14 protein-coding genes are annotated in these 16,422 nt (G+C 62.7%); 11 read left to right on the forward strand and 3 right to left on the reverse strand.

From position 1 onward, the window contains the following. Positions 1-91: 91 nt before the first annotated feature. The 11 genes from secY (at position 92) to CFR71_RS00710 (ending at position 8,210) form a co-directional block, all read left to right on the forward strand. On the forward strand, positions 92-1,441 hold the full coding sequence (secY, locus tag CFR71_RS00660) for a preprotein translocase subunit SecY (RefSeq protein WP_110525729.1): 1,350 nt from the start codon (positions 92-94) through the stop codon (positions 1,439-1,441). Beyond that, a complete protein-coding gene (locus CFR71_RS00665) occupies positions 1,438-2,097 on the forward strand; it encodes an adenylate kinase (RefSeq protein WP_110525732.1) in 660 nt (219 codons plus the stop codon). Before secY ends, CFR71_RS00665 begins: the two co-directional genes overlap by 4 nt. Positions 2,098-2,335: 238 nt before the next feature. Further along, positions 2,336-2,713 carry a 30S ribosomal protein S13 gene (rpsM, locus tag CFR71_RS00670; protein ID WP_110525735.1) on the forward strand — a complete coding sequence of 126 codons (378 nt, stop codon included), beginning with the start codon at positions 2,336-2,338 and terminating at the stop codon, positions 2,711-2,713. An 87-nt stretch (positions 2,714-2,800) separates the two neighbouring features. After that, complete coding sequence (gene rpsK / locus CFR71_RS00675) at positions 2,801-3,193, forward strand: 30S ribosomal protein S11 (protein ID WP_003621069.1); 393 nt, start codon at positions 2,801-2,803, stop codon at positions 3,191-3,193. 133 nt (positions 3,194-3,326) lie between these two features. Further along, complete coding sequence (locus CFR71_RS00680; protein WP_110525738.1) at positions 3,327-4,346, forward strand: DNA-directed RNA polymerase subunit alpha; 1,020 nt, start codon at positions 3,327-3,329, stop codon at positions 4,344-4,346. 33 nt (positions 4,347-4,379) lie between these two features. Next, positions 4,380-4,805: a 50S ribosomal protein L17 gene (rplQ, locus tag CFR71_RS00685; protein ID WP_110525741.1), complete on the forward strand. Its 426-nt coding sequence runs from the start codon at positions 4,380-4,382 to the stop codon at positions 4,803-4,805. A gap of 174 nt (positions 4,806-4,979) precedes the next feature. Next, a complete protein-coding gene (locus CFR71_RS00690; protein ID WP_110526549.1) occupies positions 4,980-6,020 on the forward strand; it encodes an ABC transporter substrate-binding protein in 1,041 nt (346 codons plus the stop codon). Further along, complete coding sequence (locus tag CFR71_RS00695; RefSeq protein WP_110525744.1) at positions 6,017-6,781, forward strand: ABC transporter permease; 765 nt, start codon at positions 6,017-6,019, stop codon at positions 6,779-6,781. Before CFR71_RS00690 ends, CFR71_RS00695 begins: the two co-directional genes overlap by 4 nt. 1 nt (position 6,782) lies before the next feature. Further along, a complete protein-coding gene (locus CFR71_RS00700) occupies positions 6,783-7,598 on the forward strand; it encodes an ABC transporter ATP-binding protein (RefSeq protein ID WP_206057918.1) in 816 nt (271 codons plus the stop codon). A 125-nt stretch (positions 7,599-7,723) separates the two neighbouring features. Next, complete coding sequence (locus tag CFR71_RS00705) at positions 7,724-7,942, forward strand: hypothetical protein (RefSeq protein WP_110525747.1); 219 nt, start codon at positions 7,724-7,726, stop codon at positions 7,940-7,942. Positions 7,943-8,033: 91 nt separating this feature from the next. Next, entirely contained in the window at positions 8,034-8,210 is a 177-nt protein-coding gene (locus CFR71_RS00710; protein ID WP_110525750.1) for a DUF1328 domain-containing protein, read from the forward strand. Between the two features lie 90 nt (positions 8,211-8,300). On the opposite strand, the gene CFR71_RS00715 is transcribed toward CFR71_RS00710, so the two are convergent. Genes CFR71_RS00715 through CFR71_RS00725 form a run of 3 tightly spaced genes read right to left on the reverse strand, consistent with a single transcriptional unit; the run spans position 8,301 to position 16,362 of the window. Next, positions 8,301-9,887: an efflux transporter outer membrane subunit gene (locus tag CFR71_RS00715; protein ID WP_110525753.1), complete on the reverse strand. Its 1,587-nt coding sequence runs from the start codon at positions 9,885-9,887 to the stop codon at positions 8,301-8,303. A gap of 5 nt (positions 9,888-9,892) precedes the next feature. Next, complete coding sequence (locus CFR71_RS00720; protein ID WP_110525756.1) at positions 9,893-13,189, reverse strand: efflux RND transporter permease subunit; 3,297 nt, start codon at positions 13,187-13,189, stop codon at positions 9,893-9,895. Continuing rightward, on the reverse strand, positions 13,186-16,362 hold the full coding sequence (locus tag CFR71_RS00725) for an efflux RND transporter permease subunit (protein WP_110526553.1): 3,177 nt from the start codon (positions 16,360-16,362) through the stop codon (positions 13,186-13,188). The genes CFR71_RS00720 and CFR71_RS00725 overlap by 4 nt, the downstream gene beginning before the upstream one ends. Positions 16,363-16,422 lie beyond the last annotated feature (60 nt).

Raw genomic sequence — 16,422 nt, forward strand, 5'->3', positions numbered from 1 at the left:
AGGCGCATCGCTTTATTATTTTAAAACGGGTTTTTATCATGACAGCGTCCCGCTTTTTGTGGTGACGCTGTTCTTGTGAAAGGATGGGCGCATGGCCTCCGCGGCCGAACAGCTGGCTGCCAATCTGAATTTCAATTCTTTTGCCAATGCAACGGAATTGAAAAAGCGTATCTGGTTCACACTGGGCGCGCTGATCGTTTATCGGATTGGCACCTATATTCCGGTTCCTGGCGTCGATGCGACGGTTATGGGGCAACTTCTGGCCCGCCATCAGGGTGGTATTCTGGGTATGTTCGACATGTTCACGGGTGGTGCGCTGGGCCGCATGACCGTGTTCGCGTTGAATATCATGCCCTACATCAGCGCATCCATCATCGTGCAGCTGATGTCGGCGGCAATTCCCTCGCTGGAGGCCCTCAAGAAAGAGGGTGAAGGCGGGCGTCGCAAGCTGAATGAATATACGCGCTATCTTACGGTCGCGATTGCACTGTTCCAGGCATATGGAATCGCCATTGGCCTGGAGAACATGCATACCGAGGCCGGATCGGCGGTTATCTCCCCGGGCATGTTCTTCATCGTGTCATGCGTGCTGACGCTGGTTGGCGGCACGATGTTCCTGATGTGGCTGGGTGAACAGATCACGTCGCGGGGGGTCGGGAACGGAATCTCGCTGATCATCTTCGCGGGTATCGTCGCCAACCTGCCCAATGCGTTGGCCAGCCTGTTCCAGCTTGGCTATACGGGGGCGCTGTCGCCGTTTTTCGTGCTGGTGTTCCTGGCGCTTGCGGCAATTACCATCGCGTTCATCGTCTTCATGGAACTGGCGCAGCGTCGCGTGGTCATCCAGTATCCGAAGCGCCAGGTGGGGCAGCGGATGTTCGGCGGGGATTCGACGCACATGCCGCTGAAGGTGAATACAGCGGGGTCCATCCCGCCGATTTTCGCCTCCTCGGTCCTGCTGATTCCCGTGACCATCGCCGGGTTCATGAACAACAGTTCCCTGCCGGGGTGGCTGTCGTTCCTGGGGCAGTCGCTGGGACAGGGGCAGCCGCTCTACATGCTGTTCTATGCGGCGATGATCGTGTTCTTTTCCTATTTCTATGCGGCGGTAACGTTCAACCCGCAGGAAACGGCGGAGAACCTGCGCAAGCAGGGTGGCTTTGTTCCCGGTATCCGGCCAGGTGCCAATACGGCCACGTTCTTTGACCGGATCCTGACGCGCATCACGACGATCGGCGCGATGTATCTGGTGGCGGTGTGTCTGCTGCCGCAGATCCTGATCAGTCACTATAATGTGCCGTTCTATTTCGGGGGCACCAGCCTCATCATCATCGTGACGGTGACGATCGATACGGTCACGCAGATCCAGTCACATCTCGTCGCGCATCAGTACCAGGGCCTGATGCGCAAGGCGCGCGGCAGGAAGGGTAAATTCCGGTGAACATAATTTTTCTTGGGCCGCCGGGCGCGGGAAAGGGAACCCAGTCCAAGCTGCTGGAAGCCCGTTATGGAATCGCCCAGATTTCAACGGGCGACATGCTGCGGGCCGAAGTCGCGGCAGGCAGCCCGCTGGGACAGAAGGTCAAGAGCATCATGGCCTCGGGGCAGCTTGTCCCCGATGACCTGATCATCGCGCTGATCGAGGCGCGCATAGATCGCCCGGATTGTGCGAAGGGGTTCATCCTTGATGGATTCCCCCGCACGCGGGCGCAGGCCGAAGCGCTCGATTCCATGCTGAAGAAGACCGGTCGTCATATTGACCTGGTGCTTCTGCTGGATGTGGATGAGGATGCGCTGGCGGACCGGATCGCGGGTCGGTTTACCTGTGCCAAATGTGGCGAGGGTTACAACGACCTGTACAAGCGGCCGAAGGTGGCCGGGACGTGTGACGTATGTGGCGGCCATGATTTCATCCGTCGCGACGATGACCGCAGGGAAACCGTGGCTGCGCGTCTCAAGGCCTATCGGGAACAGACGGCGCCCATCCTGCCTTATTACGAGGAACAGGGACGGCTGCGCCGGATCAACGGCATGGCGGATATCGATGACGTGACGAAGGAAGTCTTTGCCGCCGTCGATAGTGTCACGAAAAAGTGATGCAGAATAATTGACTTGGACGGGCGGGCGGGTATATTCCGCGCCCTCAAGGTATGAGTGCCGCATGAGTCGTTGACCGACCGTGCGGCGCTGGTATGACCAACTGGAATTGATGATGGGGTTGGCCGGGTAATGTCCGGCATGTTCACGACGCTCCGGACCTGTGGTCCGGTGGCGTGAAGCAGCCCTGCCGAAATGTTAGTGCCCGTCACGGACGGGTGGACGAGGAGTAAGTGGCGTGGCGCGTATTGCCGGCGTGAACATCCCAACGAACAAGCGGGTAACGATTGCCCTGCGTTATATCTATGGTATCGGGGCGACGAAGGCCCAGACGATCTGCGACAAGCTTTCGATCCCCGACGAACGTCGCGTGAACGAGCTGTCCGATGACGAGATCGTCAAGATCCGTGAGCTGATCGACAATGATTATCGCGTCGAAGGCGACCTGCGTCGTGAAGTCGCGATGAACATCAAGCGTCTGATGGACCTGGGCTGCTATCGCGGTCTTCGCCATCGTCGCGGCCTGCCGGTTCATGGCCAGCGGACACATACCAACGCCCGTACCCGCAAGGGCAAGGCGGTTGCGATCGCAGGCAAGAAGAAGGCAACCCGCTAAAACGGGCACCTTGACATGCGGGGATGGCAGCCGGGCCGCCCGGCTGGTTTCATTCCCGTTCATTGAACTGACAGGATCAAGAATATTATGGCGAAAGCTGCGGCACCGCGTATTCGTAAGAAAGAGCGGAAGAATATCATTTCCGGGGTGGCGCACGTGCTGTCCACCTTCAACAATACGATGATCACGATTTCCGACGCGCAGGGCAATGCGATTGCATGGTCGTCTGCGGGTGCGCAGGGGTTCAAGGGGTCGCGCAAGTCGACGCCTTACGCCGCCCAGGTTGCCGCGGAAGACGCCGGTCGCAAGGCGCGTGAGCATGGCATGGAAACCCTTGAGATCGAGGTTTCGGGGCCGGGTTCGGGGCGTGAAAGCGCCCTGCGCGCCCTGCAGGCGGTCGGGTTCTCCATCACGGCGATCCGTGACATGACGCCCGTTCCCCATAACGGATGCCGTCCGCGCAAGCGTCGCCGCGTCTGATCCGGGGATTCGATTTCGCTTCTCCCTGTCTTTCCTTCGGGCAAGGCAGGGGGATCTGATTGTCATCAGGCATCCGGCATGGGTGCCATCTGTTGTCTTTGTGGCGGCAGATCAGTCTTGAAAGGCCATTACCTTGGTCCTCCAGAAAAACTGGCAATCCCTGATCAAGCCGGAAAAACTGGAAGTTGAACCGGGGGCAGAGCCGTCGCGCACGGCGACTGTCGTTGCGGAACCGCTGGAACGTGGTTTCGGCATGACGCTCGGCAATGCGATCCGTCGGGTTCTGCTGTCCTCCCTTCAGGGGGCGGCGGTTACGGCGATCCAGATTGACGGCGTTCTGCACGAGTTCTCTTCTGTCGCGGGTGTGCGTGAGGATGTCACCGACATCGTCCTGAACATCAAGCAGCTTGCCCTGCGCATGCATGGCGAGGGACCGAAGCGCATGGTCCTGACCGCGACGGGTCCGGGCGAAGTCCGCGCGGGCCAGATCCAGACCGGCCATGATATCGAGGTGATGAACCCCGACCTCGTGATCTGCACGCTTGATGAAGGCGTGAAGTTCGGGATGGAATTCACGGTCAACATGGGCAAGGGCTATGTTCCCGCGGCGGCCAACCGGCCGGAAGATGCGCCGATCGGGCTTATCCCCATCGATGCCATCTATTCCCCGGTGCGTCGCGTGTCCTACAAGGTCGAGCAGACCCGCGTGGGACAGGTGACGGATTATGACCGCCTGCTGCTGACGGTGGAAACCAACGGCGCGGTCACGCCCGAGGATGCGGTGGCCCTGGCGGCGCGCATTCTTCAGGACCAGCTGCAGCTGTTCATCAATTTTGACGAGCCGCGCACCGTCCGCACCGAGGAGCCGCAGGACGACCTGCCGTTCAACCGCAACCTGCTGCGCAAGGTTGATGAGCTTGAACTGTCGGTCCGCAGCGCGAACTGCCTCAAGAACGACAACATCGTCTATATTGGCGATCTGGTTCAGAAGACCGAGCAGGAAATGCTCCGTACCCCGAATTTCGGGCGGAAGTCTCTGAACGAAATCAAGGAAGTCCTGACCGCCATGGGGCTTTCGCTGGGTATGAACGTTCCGGCATGGCCGCCGGAGAACATTGAAGATCTGGCAAAGAGGCTCGACGAGCCGTTCTGATCCTCTGAACCGGAAAGACAGGAAGACTACATCATGCGTCACGGTGTTGCTGGCCGGAAGCTCGGCGTTACCTCGTCCCATCGACAGGCCATGTTTCGGAACATGGCCGTCGCACTGATCAAGCACGAACAGATCACGACCACCCTGCCCAAGGCAAAGGAACTGCGTCCGGTCGTCGAAAAGCTGATCACCCTTGGCAAGCGGGGCAACCTGCATGCCCGTCGGCAGGCCTTTGCGCAGCTTCGTGACGACACGATCGTGTCCAAGCTGTTCTCGGCCGTGGCTGAACGTTACAAGACCCGCGCTGGCGGCTATACCCGCGTCCTGCGCGCCGGTGTCCGTCATGGCGACGCGGCCGACATGGCCGTGATCGAACTGGTCGATCGCGACGTGACGGCCAAGGGCAAGGACAGTGGTCCGCGCCCTGTGGCTGAAGACAAGGAAGACCTGGCGGCCTGACCGTCACGGGAAACCTGAAAAAGCCCGGCTTCGGCCGGGCTTTTTTTATGGCGCGTGTCCATAACCGTCCAAATCTGCGTTGTCTCCGGTTTATTTCCTGTTTCACATCGTCTAATGAATGACGCTATATCTTATTAACGATTATATTCCGGTAATTTCTCGGGAATGCGGGCGATGGCAAGGTCTCTCTTTTCACGATTTGGAACGTATGTTTTCGCGGCGATAATGGCCTTGGGCACGCAGGCGCATGCGGCGTCAGTGGTGCGCGTCGGCTATATTCCTGTCCTGGGGTCTGCCCCGCTGTTTGTCATGGATGGCAGGCATTGGGCTGCGGATGCCGGCATCGACATGCAGCTTGTGCGGTTCCAGTCCGGTCCGCAGGCGATTCAGGCGCTGGCCGCGGGCAAGATCGATGCTTATGTCGCCGGTGTACTGCCGCTGCTGCAGGCGCGCGCCCATGGCGTGAACGTGAAGGTGGTCGCCAGCGCGGCGATCGAGGAGCTGGAGGTGATGGTGCGCGGCCAGCTGGCGCAGGACCTGCCGGAAACGCCGACGCAGCCGATCGAGGGCGCGGCCCTGAAACAGCGGTTTGACGATTTCGCCCGCACCACCAATCGCAAGGCGAAGATCGGCGCCCAGCCACTGGGTTCGGTGCCGGATTCCATGCTGCGGTACTGGCTGAAGGCCCGTAACGACCTTGATCCCGCCCAGACCGCCGATATCGTTGGTGTTGACCTGGACGCGGAACAGCAGGCGTTCCTTGCCGGGGCCGTGGATGCCGCCGTCCTGCGCGAACCGACCCTGACGCTTGTGCGCCATCGCCTGCCGCAGGCGCGTATCCTTGCCACGGGGCACGACATGATGCCGGGACAGCCGGGATCGGTGCTTGCGATCCTGAACGAGGACGCCCCGGATCGCGCAGAATGGAAGGACAAATTCCTTGCGGCGTTTGTCCGCGCGACCGACCTGCTGGCCCATTCCCCGGACGAGGCGGTTCCCTATGTAAGAAGTGCGCTGGCGGGGGGAATGCTGCCACAGGCGATCGTGCAGGAAGCCCTGCGCGCCTCGGCCTCCCATTACGTGTCGGATCCCTCCACCATTGTCGAATCCGTAACAAAGCTGCAGGATTTCGAGGTCCAGACCGGCCTTCTGCGTAATGCGCAGCCGGTGGGCGACCTGTTTGATCTGGAAAGTTATCGGCACCTTGGCAAATGAGACCTGACAGGACATCACTGACGCGGCTGGGACTGGGCGTACTGGGGCTGCTGATCCTGTTCGGAAGCTGGGAGGCCATTGTCAGGCTGGGATGGGTGCCTGCGGGGCTGCTGCCGGCTCCGTCCTCCCTCGGGCCGGCATGGCTGGATGAAGTGCGCAACGGGGCGTGGCAGGCGGCCATTCGCGACAGCCTGACGCATTATGTGCTGGGGCTGGTGATCGGGTCGGTGCTGGGGGCGCTGGTCGGCCTGCTGTGCGGGGCGGTTCCGGTGCTGGACGCGCTGCTGGCGGGCGTGGTGCGGGTCCTGCGTCCCATTCCCGGTCTGGCATGGGTGCCTTTTGCGATCCTGTGGTTCGGGCTGAACACGGCGGGCGCGACCTTCGTCATCGCGATTTCGGTCTTCTGGATCAATTTCTATGCCGCCTATGGCGCGGTGCAGTCGATTGATCCCGACCTGTATGAGGTCGCGGCCGCCTTTGGCCATGGCAGCTTTGTCGGGCGCCTGACGAAGGTTGTGCTGCCGGCGTCCGCGCCGGGGCTGCTGGCGGGGTTGCGGACCGGACTGGGGCAGGCGTGGATGTCGGTGGTCGCGGCCGAACTGTTTGGCGTGCCGGGAATCGGCGCGCGCATGATGCAGGCCTCCAGCCTGCTGGCGACCGATCTGGTCGTGGTCTATATGCTCACGATGGCGCTTCTGTATGCATTGACGGACATGCTGTTCATGGTCGTGCGCAGGCGCCTGCTGGGATGGCAGGGATAGGATGGACATGGCGATGCCCGATAGGGGGACAAAGGGCGATACGATGGTCCACCTGTCCGATATCGGCCTGTCCCATGACAGGGGAAAGAATTTCATCCTGCGTCATGTGGACCTGACGATCGACAAGGGCCAGTTCGTGGCCCTGCTGGGTCCGTCGGGGGTGGGCAAATCCACCTTGTTGCGGGTCATCATGGGACTGACCCCACCGACCGAGGGACAGGTCAGCCTGACGCCCCCGGCCTCGCCCATCGGGCGTTCGACCGCCCTGGTGTTTCAGGATGCCAAGCTGATGCCGTGGCGCACGGTGCGCCAGAATGTGGAGCTGGGGCTCGAAGGGGTGGGCCTGTCGCGGGCGGAGCGCCATGCGCGCGCGATGGCGTCGCTGGAACTGGTCGGGCTGGCGGACCGGGCGGATCGCTGGCCCCGGCAGCTGTCGGGCGGGCAGCGCCAGCGCGTCGGCGTGGCGCGGGCCCTGACGGTGGAGCCTGACCTGCTGCTGATGGATGAACCCTTTGGCGCGTTGGACGCCATCACCCGCAGCGCCCTTCAGGACGAGCTGCTGCGGATATGGGCGCAGACGCACAAGACCGTGCTGTTCGTGACCCATGATATTGACGAGGCCCTGATCCTTGCGGACAGGATCATTGTCCTGTCGGGCCATCCCGCGTCGGTGCGGGGCGATTTCATGGTGGGGCCGCGTCCGCGCGACCGTTCATCGCCCGCGACGCAGGCGCTGGTCGAACGGCTGAAGGCGCTGATCGCCGGGGAGCCTGACCCCGGCGACCGTCCGGCCTACTGGCAGGCATCGGAAATCTGAATTCCAGCCGTCATGATGGACACCGCGCCTTCTCCCCGACATGATGGCATGATCGATCCGGGCGTGGGACGGGAATGCGTCACGCAGGTCCCGCCCCATGGATAACCGGCAGAGGAGTAACGGATATGAATGAATTCGAAGCACAGCTGGAAGAAGGCGTGGGCCGCCTGCAGGATGGCATGAGCGGCCTGGCCGGTGGAAATGGCCCGCGCGTGGGCGGCGTCAGGGGATTGGGTGGCGTATGTGATACGGTGCGTGACCTGACGGCGGATCGGCCACTGTTCGCGCTGCTGGGCGCGACGATCGGCGCGTTTGTCGCGACGATGCTGTGGCGGCGTCGCTAGGGCGGGACTGTCTTTTCAGGTGTGATGCGCGGGCAACTTCGCCGGAACATGCCGCGTTCAGAAACGATATGAGGGAGCAGGACATTATATCATGCTGAAACTGGCATTGTTCTTTCTGGTGGTCTCGCTGATCGCTGGGATATTCGGGTTTACCGGCATTTCCGCCGTGTCGGCGGGGATGGCCAAAATCCTGTTTTTCATCGCCATCCTGGCGTTCGTCATCGTCCTGCTGCTTGTGATTCTCTCGGCCAGGTCGCTGTTCAACTAGGCATGGCCACCTGCGACGGATGACCCGCCCCGGCCACCCGCGCCGCGCGTTGCGGCATATGAAGGTCCCCGGTCGTGCCGGGGGCCTTTTTTACTGGTTCTTGTCCTTCTGGATGAAGGACGGCAGGAAGGGATTGTCCTTCTGCAGGGATGCCTTCGTCGGCAGGCGCGAAACATCCCATCCCCCGCCAAGGGCTTCCACCAGATTCACGCTGTCCACCACGCGCTGCTGCTGGATCGACAGGACATTTTCCGCGTCACTCAGGGCCGATGTCTCGTTGGTGATGACGGTGGTGTAAATCTGGGTGCCGGCCTTGTACTGGTTCAGCGAAACCTCAACCGCGCGGTTGGCGAAGTCCAGCGCCTTTTCCTGCTGTTCCTGCTCCTGCGCAAGGATGCGCAGGTTCGACAGGCTGTCTTCCGTCGTCTGCAATGCGGACAGGACCGTCTGCCGGTAGGTGGCGACGGCGTTGTCGTACTGGGCGTTCGCCTCATGCACGGCGGCGGTGCGCGACCCGCCGGAGAACAGCGTTTCCGTGGCCGATGCCCCCAGCGACCAGATGCGGTTGGCCGCGCTCATCAGCGACGTCACCGGATCGCCGCCACTCTGCTCGTAACTGGCATTGATGGTGATGTCGGGGAAGAACGCGGCGATATCCGCCCCGATCTGCGCGTTGTACTGTTCCATCGTCCGTTCCGCCGCCGCGATGTCGGGCCGGCGCTGCAGCAGGTCGGCCGGCACGGTGACCGGAATGGGCGGGATGGTCCGCGTCAGTTCACCCGGCGTGATGGTCACATCCGCCGGGGGCTTGCCGATCAGGACCGCAATGGCATGTTCATACTGTGCCCGCGCAACGCCGGTCTGCACCAGTGCGGCGCGGTTCTGTTCCAGCGTCGTGCGGGCCTGCAGGACGGAGGTCGGGTCGGCGGTTCCGGCCTGGTACTGGTTTTCCGTGATCTGGAGCGCCTGTTCATTGAAATGGACATAGCGGTCCAGAAGATCGTGCAGCGAGTCCTGGTAACGCAGGTTGAAATACGCCGTCGCCAGCTGCGCCTGATAGGACAGGGTGGCGTTGGCAAGGTCGGCGGCGCTGGCCTGCGCCGCGGTGACCTGTTCCTGGATCTGGCGGCGGATCTTGCCCCAGACATCAAGGTCCCAGCTGGCGGACGGGCCGATATCATAGGTGTTGTACTGGCTTTTCCCGTAAAGCGAGCTGCCTGACGAGGATAGCGACCCCGCGCCATGCGCGTTGCGGTTGAAGCCGAGGCTGCCGCTGATGGTGGGGAAAAGCTGTGCCCGCACGCTGTTGATCAGGGCGCGCGCGTTGCGGTAGTTCGCCTCGTATTCCTTGACGTTCTGGTTCGATATCTCGACCTGCGATTCCAGGTTGTTGAGGATGGGATCGTTATAGATCGTCCACCAGGCATGCTTGGGCAGGGCGGCCATCTGCGGGTTGGCCCGTTCCCATCCCGGTGCGGGCTGCAGTTCCTTGAACCGCGCGGACACGATGGCGGCGGGACGGTGATAGTTCGGGCCGACCATGCACCCAGTCAGCAGGACAATCGGCAGGGCCAGCGGCGCGACCCGCCGCAGGGTCCGCCGCGCGCGTGCCTGACGGCGGGAACGGGCGGCACGAGCGGACGGGCAGGTGCCATGGGATGGCAGGGAGTGTGTCATCCGGGTCAGGAATCCTGTTTGGAAAGGTTTGTGCGGGAGGAGGAAAGGCCAGATGTCAGGCGAAGATAACGTTGGCGGAACGATGCGCCAAGGCGATCAAGGTAAAGATAGACGACGGGCGTCGTGTAAAGCGTCAGCGCCTGGCTGACGATCAGGCCGCCCACGATGGCGATGCCCAGCGGACGGCGCAGTTCCGATCCGTATCCATGGCCGAATATCAGCGGAAGCGCGCCAAGGGCGGCGGCGAAGGTGGTCATCATGATGGGGCGGAAACGCATCAGGCAGGCGGTGCGGATGGCCTCCAGCGGGGTATGGCCCTCGCGCTCCGCCGTGATGGCGAAATCCACCAGCATGATGGCATTTTTCTTCACGATGCCGATCAGCAGGATCACCCCGATCATCGCGATCAGGGAAAATTCCTCGCCAAAGACCTGCAGCGCCAGCAGCGCCCCGACCCCGGCGGAGGGCAGGGTGGACAGGATCGTGAAGGGATGGACATAGCTTTCATACAGGATGCCCAGCGTCATGTAGACGGCAGCCAGCGCCGCAAGGATCAGCAGGGGTTCGTTGTTCACCGATTTCTGGAACTGTGCCGCGTTCCCCGCGAAGCTGCCCTGGATGTTAGAGGGCATGTGCAGGCGGACCATTTCCTCATGCATGATCTGCACCGCCTGGCTTAAGGACACGCCATTGGCGAGGTTGAACGAAACGGTGGTGGAGACCGACTGCCCCTGATGGTTGACGCTGAGTGCCGTAAGGGTCGGCTTTGGCGTGGCGACAAGCGTCAGCGGCACCATGGTTTCCGAGTTTGTGGACACGGCGGAGCCGGAGGACGTGCTGTTGCCCCCCGCCAGCGTGTTGGCGATCTGGTTGCGAAAGGACTGCGCGCTGAGCTGCGATTCCGTGCTGCCGGTGTCGGTGCGCACCCGCACGGTGTTCGACTGCGTGCCGCCGCCCGCGGTGCCCCCCGCGACGCTGACCCATACCTGCTTGAGCGTCGTCGGGTCCTGCCAGAAGCGGGGCTGGACTTCCATGACCACGCGATACTGGTTCAGCGGGTTATAGATGACCGAGGCCGCGCGCTGCCCGTACGCATCGTACAGCGTATTGGAAATCAGCTGTGGCGTGATGTTGACGCGGCTGGAAGTATCGCGGTCGATCGATACCTGCAGGGCGTCGCCCCCCTGCTGCACATCGGACGAGATGTCGGTCAGTTCCCGATGGCGCTGCAGCGCCGTGACCAGCCGGGGCGTCCACTGATACAGGTCGGAAGAGGAATCCGACTGGAGCGAATACTGGTACGCCGCATTGCTCTGCCGTCCGCCCATGCGCAGCGCCCCGGGGGCCGAGGCATAGAAACGCGCGCCGACCATGTTGCGCAGGCGGCGGTTGATCCGCGCGATGGTGACCGCCGGGGTATCGTTGCGTTCGGACTTGTCCTTGAGGATGACGAACAGGTTGGCCTGGTTGGATGATCCCCGCCCACCCATGAACCCCATCACGCGCGAGACGTCGCGATCCGCCATGATGGCCTTCTGCACCGTGTCGATCTTGCCCTGCATCGCCTGGAAGGAGATGGATTCGTCGCCCATAAGGTGGCCCATCAGCATGCCGGTGTCGGAATCCGGGAACAGGCCCTTGGGCATCTTGATGAACAGGGCGGCCATCAGCACGATGGTCAGCGGCAGCGACATGACCGTCAGGCGGCGATGCGCCAGCGCGATTTCAAGCGTCCGGGCATAGGTCTGCTGCAGTCCCGTCAGCCCGCGTTCCAGCAGCGCCGCAATCCGGCCGGTCTTTCCCGTGGCCGAGGCATGCACCGTCTCGCGCGACAGGAAGCGCGACGTCAGCATCGGCGTCAGCGTCAGCGACAGGACCATGGAAATGACGATGGTCACCGACATCGTCATCGCGAATTCATGGAACAGGCGCCCCGCCACGCCCGAAAGCAGCAGGATCGGCAGGAATACCGCAATCAGCGACACCGTGATCGACATGACCGTAAAGGCGACTTCCTGCGCGCCCAGCAGGGTCGCCTGCATCCGGTCCATCCCGGCCTCCAGGTGGCGGCTGATGTTTTCGACCACGACGATCGCGTCATCGACGACAAACCCGGTGGAGACCGTCAGCGCCATGAGTGAAAGGTTGTCGAGCGAATAGCCAAGGAATTTCATCGCGGCGAAGGTCGCGATGATGGAGGTCGGCACGACGATGGCCGGCACGATGGTGATCCGCCATGAATGCAGGAACACCAGCACCACGACGACCACCAGCACGACGGACATCACCAGCGTGAACTGCGTGTCCTCCAGCGCCGCGCGGATGGTGGTGGACCGGTCCATCATGTTCGACAGGTTCACATCGGCCGGCAGCGCGCTGCGCAGGGCAGGGATTTCCGCGCGGATCTGGTCATTGGTGCTGATGATGTTCGCGCCGGCCTGCGCAAAGATGATGGCCAGGACGGCGGGCTGGCGGTTCACGTAACCGGCGTTGCGCACGTCCTCCACCCCGTCCATGACATAGGCGACATCGGCAAGGCGCACCGGACGGCTGTCGTGATAGGCGATGATGAGGTCGCGATACGCCTGCGCGTTATGCACCTGGTCATTGGTCGCAAGGGTATAGCGGTAATTGCCGTGGTCGATGAATCCCTTGGGCGTATGGGCATTGGCCGAGGCGAGCGCCGCGCGCACGTCCTCGAACCCGATGCCGAATTTATAGAGCGCGAGCGGATTCATCTCCACCCGCACCGCAGGCAGCGAACTGCCGCCGACCTCCACCTCGCCCACGCCGGAAATCTGCGACAGGTGCTGCTGCAACACGTTGGAGGCAAGGTCATACAGCTGCGCCGCCGTGCGGGTCTTTGACGTCAGCGCAAGGATCATGATCGGCGCGCCGTTGGGATTGGCCTTGAAATAGCTGGGATTCTGCCGCAGCGATGTCGGCAGGTCCGCATGGGCGGCCTGTAATGCCGCCTCCACATCGCGGGCCGCGCCGTTGATGTCGCGCGACAGGGAAAACTGCAGCGTGATGCGCGCCTGGTTCGCCGATGACTGCGATGTCATCTCCGTCAGGTCCGCGATCTGGCCCAGATGGCGTTCCAGCGGGGCCGCCACGGAACTGGCGATTTCATCGGGCGTGCCGCCCGACTGCCGCGCCTGCACCTGAATTACGGGAAAATCAACGTTTGGCAGGTCCGCGACCGGAAGGGTCAGATAGCCGATGACCCCGCCGATAAGCAGGGCCACCGTCAGCAGGGTCGTTGCAACCGGGCGCCGGACAAACAGGGCAACCGGATTCACGAGGGCGCCTGTGTGGGGTCTGTGTTACGCGGCCCGGTTTCGCCCGCCAGCGCGAAACGCCGCCGCAGCCGCACGCTGATCCGGTCCATGAACAGATAGATGACCGGCGTGGTGAACAGCGTCAGCAGCTGGCTGACCAGCAGGCCACCCACGATGGCGATGCCCAGCGGACGCCGCAGTTCCGATCCGGTGCCGGTGCCGATCACCATGGGGACCGCGCCCAGCATGGCCGCCAGCGTCGTCATCAGGATGGGACGGAAACGCAGCAGGGCGGCATGGCGGATCGAATGCAGCGGCGACATGCCCTCTATCCGTTCGGCCTCAAGCGCGAAATCGATCATCATGATGGCGTTTTTCTTGACGATACCGATCAGCAGTACCAGCCCGATGATCCCCATGATGTCCAGTCCCGATCCCGTGACCAGCAGCGCCAGCAGCGCGCCGATCCCCGCGGACGGCAGGGTGGAGAGGATCGTGATCGGGTGGATGAAGCTTTCATACAGGATGCCCAGCACGATATAGACCGCCGCCAGCGCGGCCAGCACCAGCCATGCCTCGTTCGAAAGGGAGCTGCGGAAGGCTGCGGCCGTTCCCTGGAACGAGGTCTGGAAGGTGGAGGGCAGGTGGATTTCACGTTCCACCCGCTCGATCGCGTCCGTGGCACTGCCCAGCGAGTAACCCGGCGTCACGTTGAAGGAGATCGTCGTCGCGGGGAACTGCCCCACATGCGTAATCAGCAGCGGCGCGGTGTCCTGCGTCACGGACGTGACCGAGGCCAGGGGCACCAGTCCCGACGTGGGCGAGCGGGTGGGGCCGGAGGTGCTTTCCCCCGAATTGCCACTGATCCCCGGCAGGTAAATCTCGTTCAGGGAGGTCAGGCTCTTCTGGAACGCGGGATCGGCCTCCAGGATGACGCGATACTGGTTGGACTGCGTGAAGATGGTGGAGATCTGGCGCTGTCCGAAGGAATCATACAGCACGTTGTCGATCGTCTGCGGCGTGATGGAGTACCGCGCGCCCGTCGTGCGGTCCAGCGTCACATGCGCCACCAGTCCCGCGGCCTGCAGGTCGGAGGTCACGTCCGACAGGGCCGGTTCCTTGCGCAGCCGGTCGATGAATTTCGGAACCCAGCTGGTGAACTGGTTGTAATCGGGGTTTTCCAGCAGGAACTGGTACTGCGTCGCCGCGACCGAGGTGTCGAGCGACAGGTCCTGGATCGGCTGCAGGTACAGGCTGGCCCCCGCGATATCCGCGGTTTCGCGCTGTATGCGGCTGGCGATCGTGCTGGCGTTGTCGCTGCGCTTGTCCTGCGGGCGCAGGTTGATGAGGAAGCGTCCCTGATTGAGGGTGACGTTCTGTCCGTCCACCCCGATGAAGGAGGACAGGCTGGTGACGTCGGGATCCTTGAGGATACGGTCGGCCAGTTCCTGCTGATGGCGCTTCATGGCGTCAAAGGAGGTCGACTGCGCCATGACCGAAATGCCCTGGATGACGCCGGTATCCTGCGTGGGGAAAAAACCCTTTGGAATGATGACGGCCAGCACCCCGGTCAGGCCGAGCGTGATGACGAACAGCGCGAGCATCAGGCGCTGGTGGCGCAGCACGACATCCAGCGCGCGGCCATAACCCGCGATGGTGGCGGCCATGGCGCGTTCGACATGCACGGCCCATGCCGCTTCCTTGCGGCCTTCGCGCTTTTCCGACAGCAGGCGCGCGCACATCATCGGCACCAGCGTCAGCGACACCACCGCCGACAGGATGATCGTCACCGCCAGCGTCACCGCGAATTCATGGAACAGGCGTCCCACCACGTCGCCCATGAACAGCAGCGGGATCAGCACGGCGATCAGCGAGACCGTCAGCGATATGATGGTGAACCCGATTTCCCCCGCGCCCTTCAGGGCGGCGGTCATGCGGTCATCGCCCATTTCGATGTAGCGGGCGATGTTTTCGATCATGACGATCGCGTCATCCACGACAAAGCCCGTGGCGATCGTCAGCGCCATCAGCGACAGGTTGTCCAGCGAAAAGCCCAGCAGGTACATCGCCGCCAGCGTGCCCACCAGCGACAGCGGCACCGACAGGCTGGGGATGATGGTGGCGGGCACGTTGCGCAGGAATATGAAGATCACGCCCACGACAAGGAACAGCGCCAGTCCCAGTTCGAACTCCACATCCTCCACCGAGGCGCGGATCGTCGTGGTGCGGTCCGTCAGCGGCGTGATGGTGATGCCGGGCGGCAGTGACTGCTGCAGGTGGGGAAGGGCGTACTTGATGTTGTCGACCACCGAAATGACGTTCGCGCCCGGCTGGCGCTGCACGTTCAGCACAAGGGCGGGCGTCCTGTTGGCCCATGCCGCCAGTTCCGTGTTTTCCGGCCCGATCACCACCGTCGCGATATCGCGGATGCGCACCGGCCCGCTGTTCTGATAGGCGACGACCTGGTTAAGCAGCTGGTCCACGCCTGAAATCTGCCCGTCGATCCGCAGGGTGGTCGCGCGCTGCGGGCCGTCGAACGTGCCGGTGGGCGAATTGACGTTCACATTGCCGATGGTCGTGCGCAGGGTATCGAGGTCGATGCCGAACGAGGTCAGTTTCGGGATGTTGACCCGCACGCGGATCGCCTTGCGGTTGCCGCCGGACAGGGTGACAAGGCCGACGCCCGAAATCTGGCTGATTTTCTGCGCAAGGCGGGTGTCGATATAATCCTCGACCTCCGTCAGGGGCATGGTCTTTGACGTGATGCCCAACGTCAGGACAGGGGTGTCGGCCGGATTGACCTTGGCATAGACCGGGGGCGCTGGCAGGTCGCTTGGCAGCAGGGAGTTGGCCTGGTTGATGGCGGCCTGCACCTCCTGCTCGGCAATGTCCATCGTCATCGTCAGGCCGAAACGCAGCGTGATGACCGACGCCCCGCCGGACGACTGCGACGTCATCTGGTCCAGTCCCGACATCTCCCCGAACTGCGTCTCCAGCGGCGCCGTAACGGACGTGGCCATGACGTCCGGACTGGCGCCGGGATAGAAGGTCTGCACCGTGATCGTCGGATATTCGACCTCCGGCAGGGCGGAAACCGGCAGGAAGTGGTAGCCCAGCAGACCCGCGAGCATGATGGCGAGCATAAGCAGCGTGGTCGCGACCGGGCGCTGGATAAACAGGCGGGAGGGATTCACGCGGGCATCTCCGTCGAAGGCAGGATGGGCGGACACACGACGGTATCAGCCGTGATCGCG

It is taken from the genome of Novacetimonas pomaceti (assembly GCF_003207955.1).
Classification (GTDB): domain Bacteria; phylum Pseudomonadota; class Alphaproteobacteria; order Acetobacterales; family Acetobacteraceae; genus Novacetimonas; species Novacetimonas pomaceti.

Coding starts and splice junctions, on each gene's coding strand:
- rplQ (WP_110525741.1), top strand. CDS start 4,380: ATGCGTCACGGTGTTGCTGGCCGGAAGCTCGGCGTTACCTCGTCCCAT.
- CFR71_RS00710 (WP_110525750.1), top strand. CDS start 8,034: ATGCTGAAACTGGCATTGTTCTTTCTGGTGGTCTCGCTGATCGCTGGG.
- CFR71_RS00690 (WP_110526549.1), top strand. CDS start 4,980: ATGGCAAGGTCTCTCTTTTCACGATTTGGAACGTATGTTTTCGCGGCG.
- secY (WP_110525729.1), top strand. CDS start 92: ATGGCCTCCGCGGCCGAACAGCTGGCTGCCAATCTGAATTTCAATTCT.
- CFR71_RS00695 (WP_110525744.1), top strand. CDS start 6,017: ATGAGACCTGACAGGACATCACTGACGCGGCTGGGACTGGGCGTACTG.
- CFR71_RS00705 (WP_110525747.1), top strand. CDS start 7,724: ATGAATGAATTCGAAGCACAGCTGGAAGAAGGCGTGGGCCGCCTGCAG.
- CFR71_RS00715 (WP_110525753.1), bottom strand. CDS start 9,887: ATGACACACTCCCTGCCATCCCATGGCACCTGCCCGTCCGCTCGTGCC.
- CFR71_RS00700 (WP_206057918.1), top strand. CDS start 6,783: ATGGACATGGCGATGCCCGATAGGGGGACAAAGGGCGATACGATGGTC.
- rpsK (WP_003621069.1), top strand. CDS start 2,801: ATGGCGAAAGCTGCGGCACCGCGTATTCGTAAGAAAGAGCGGAAGAAT.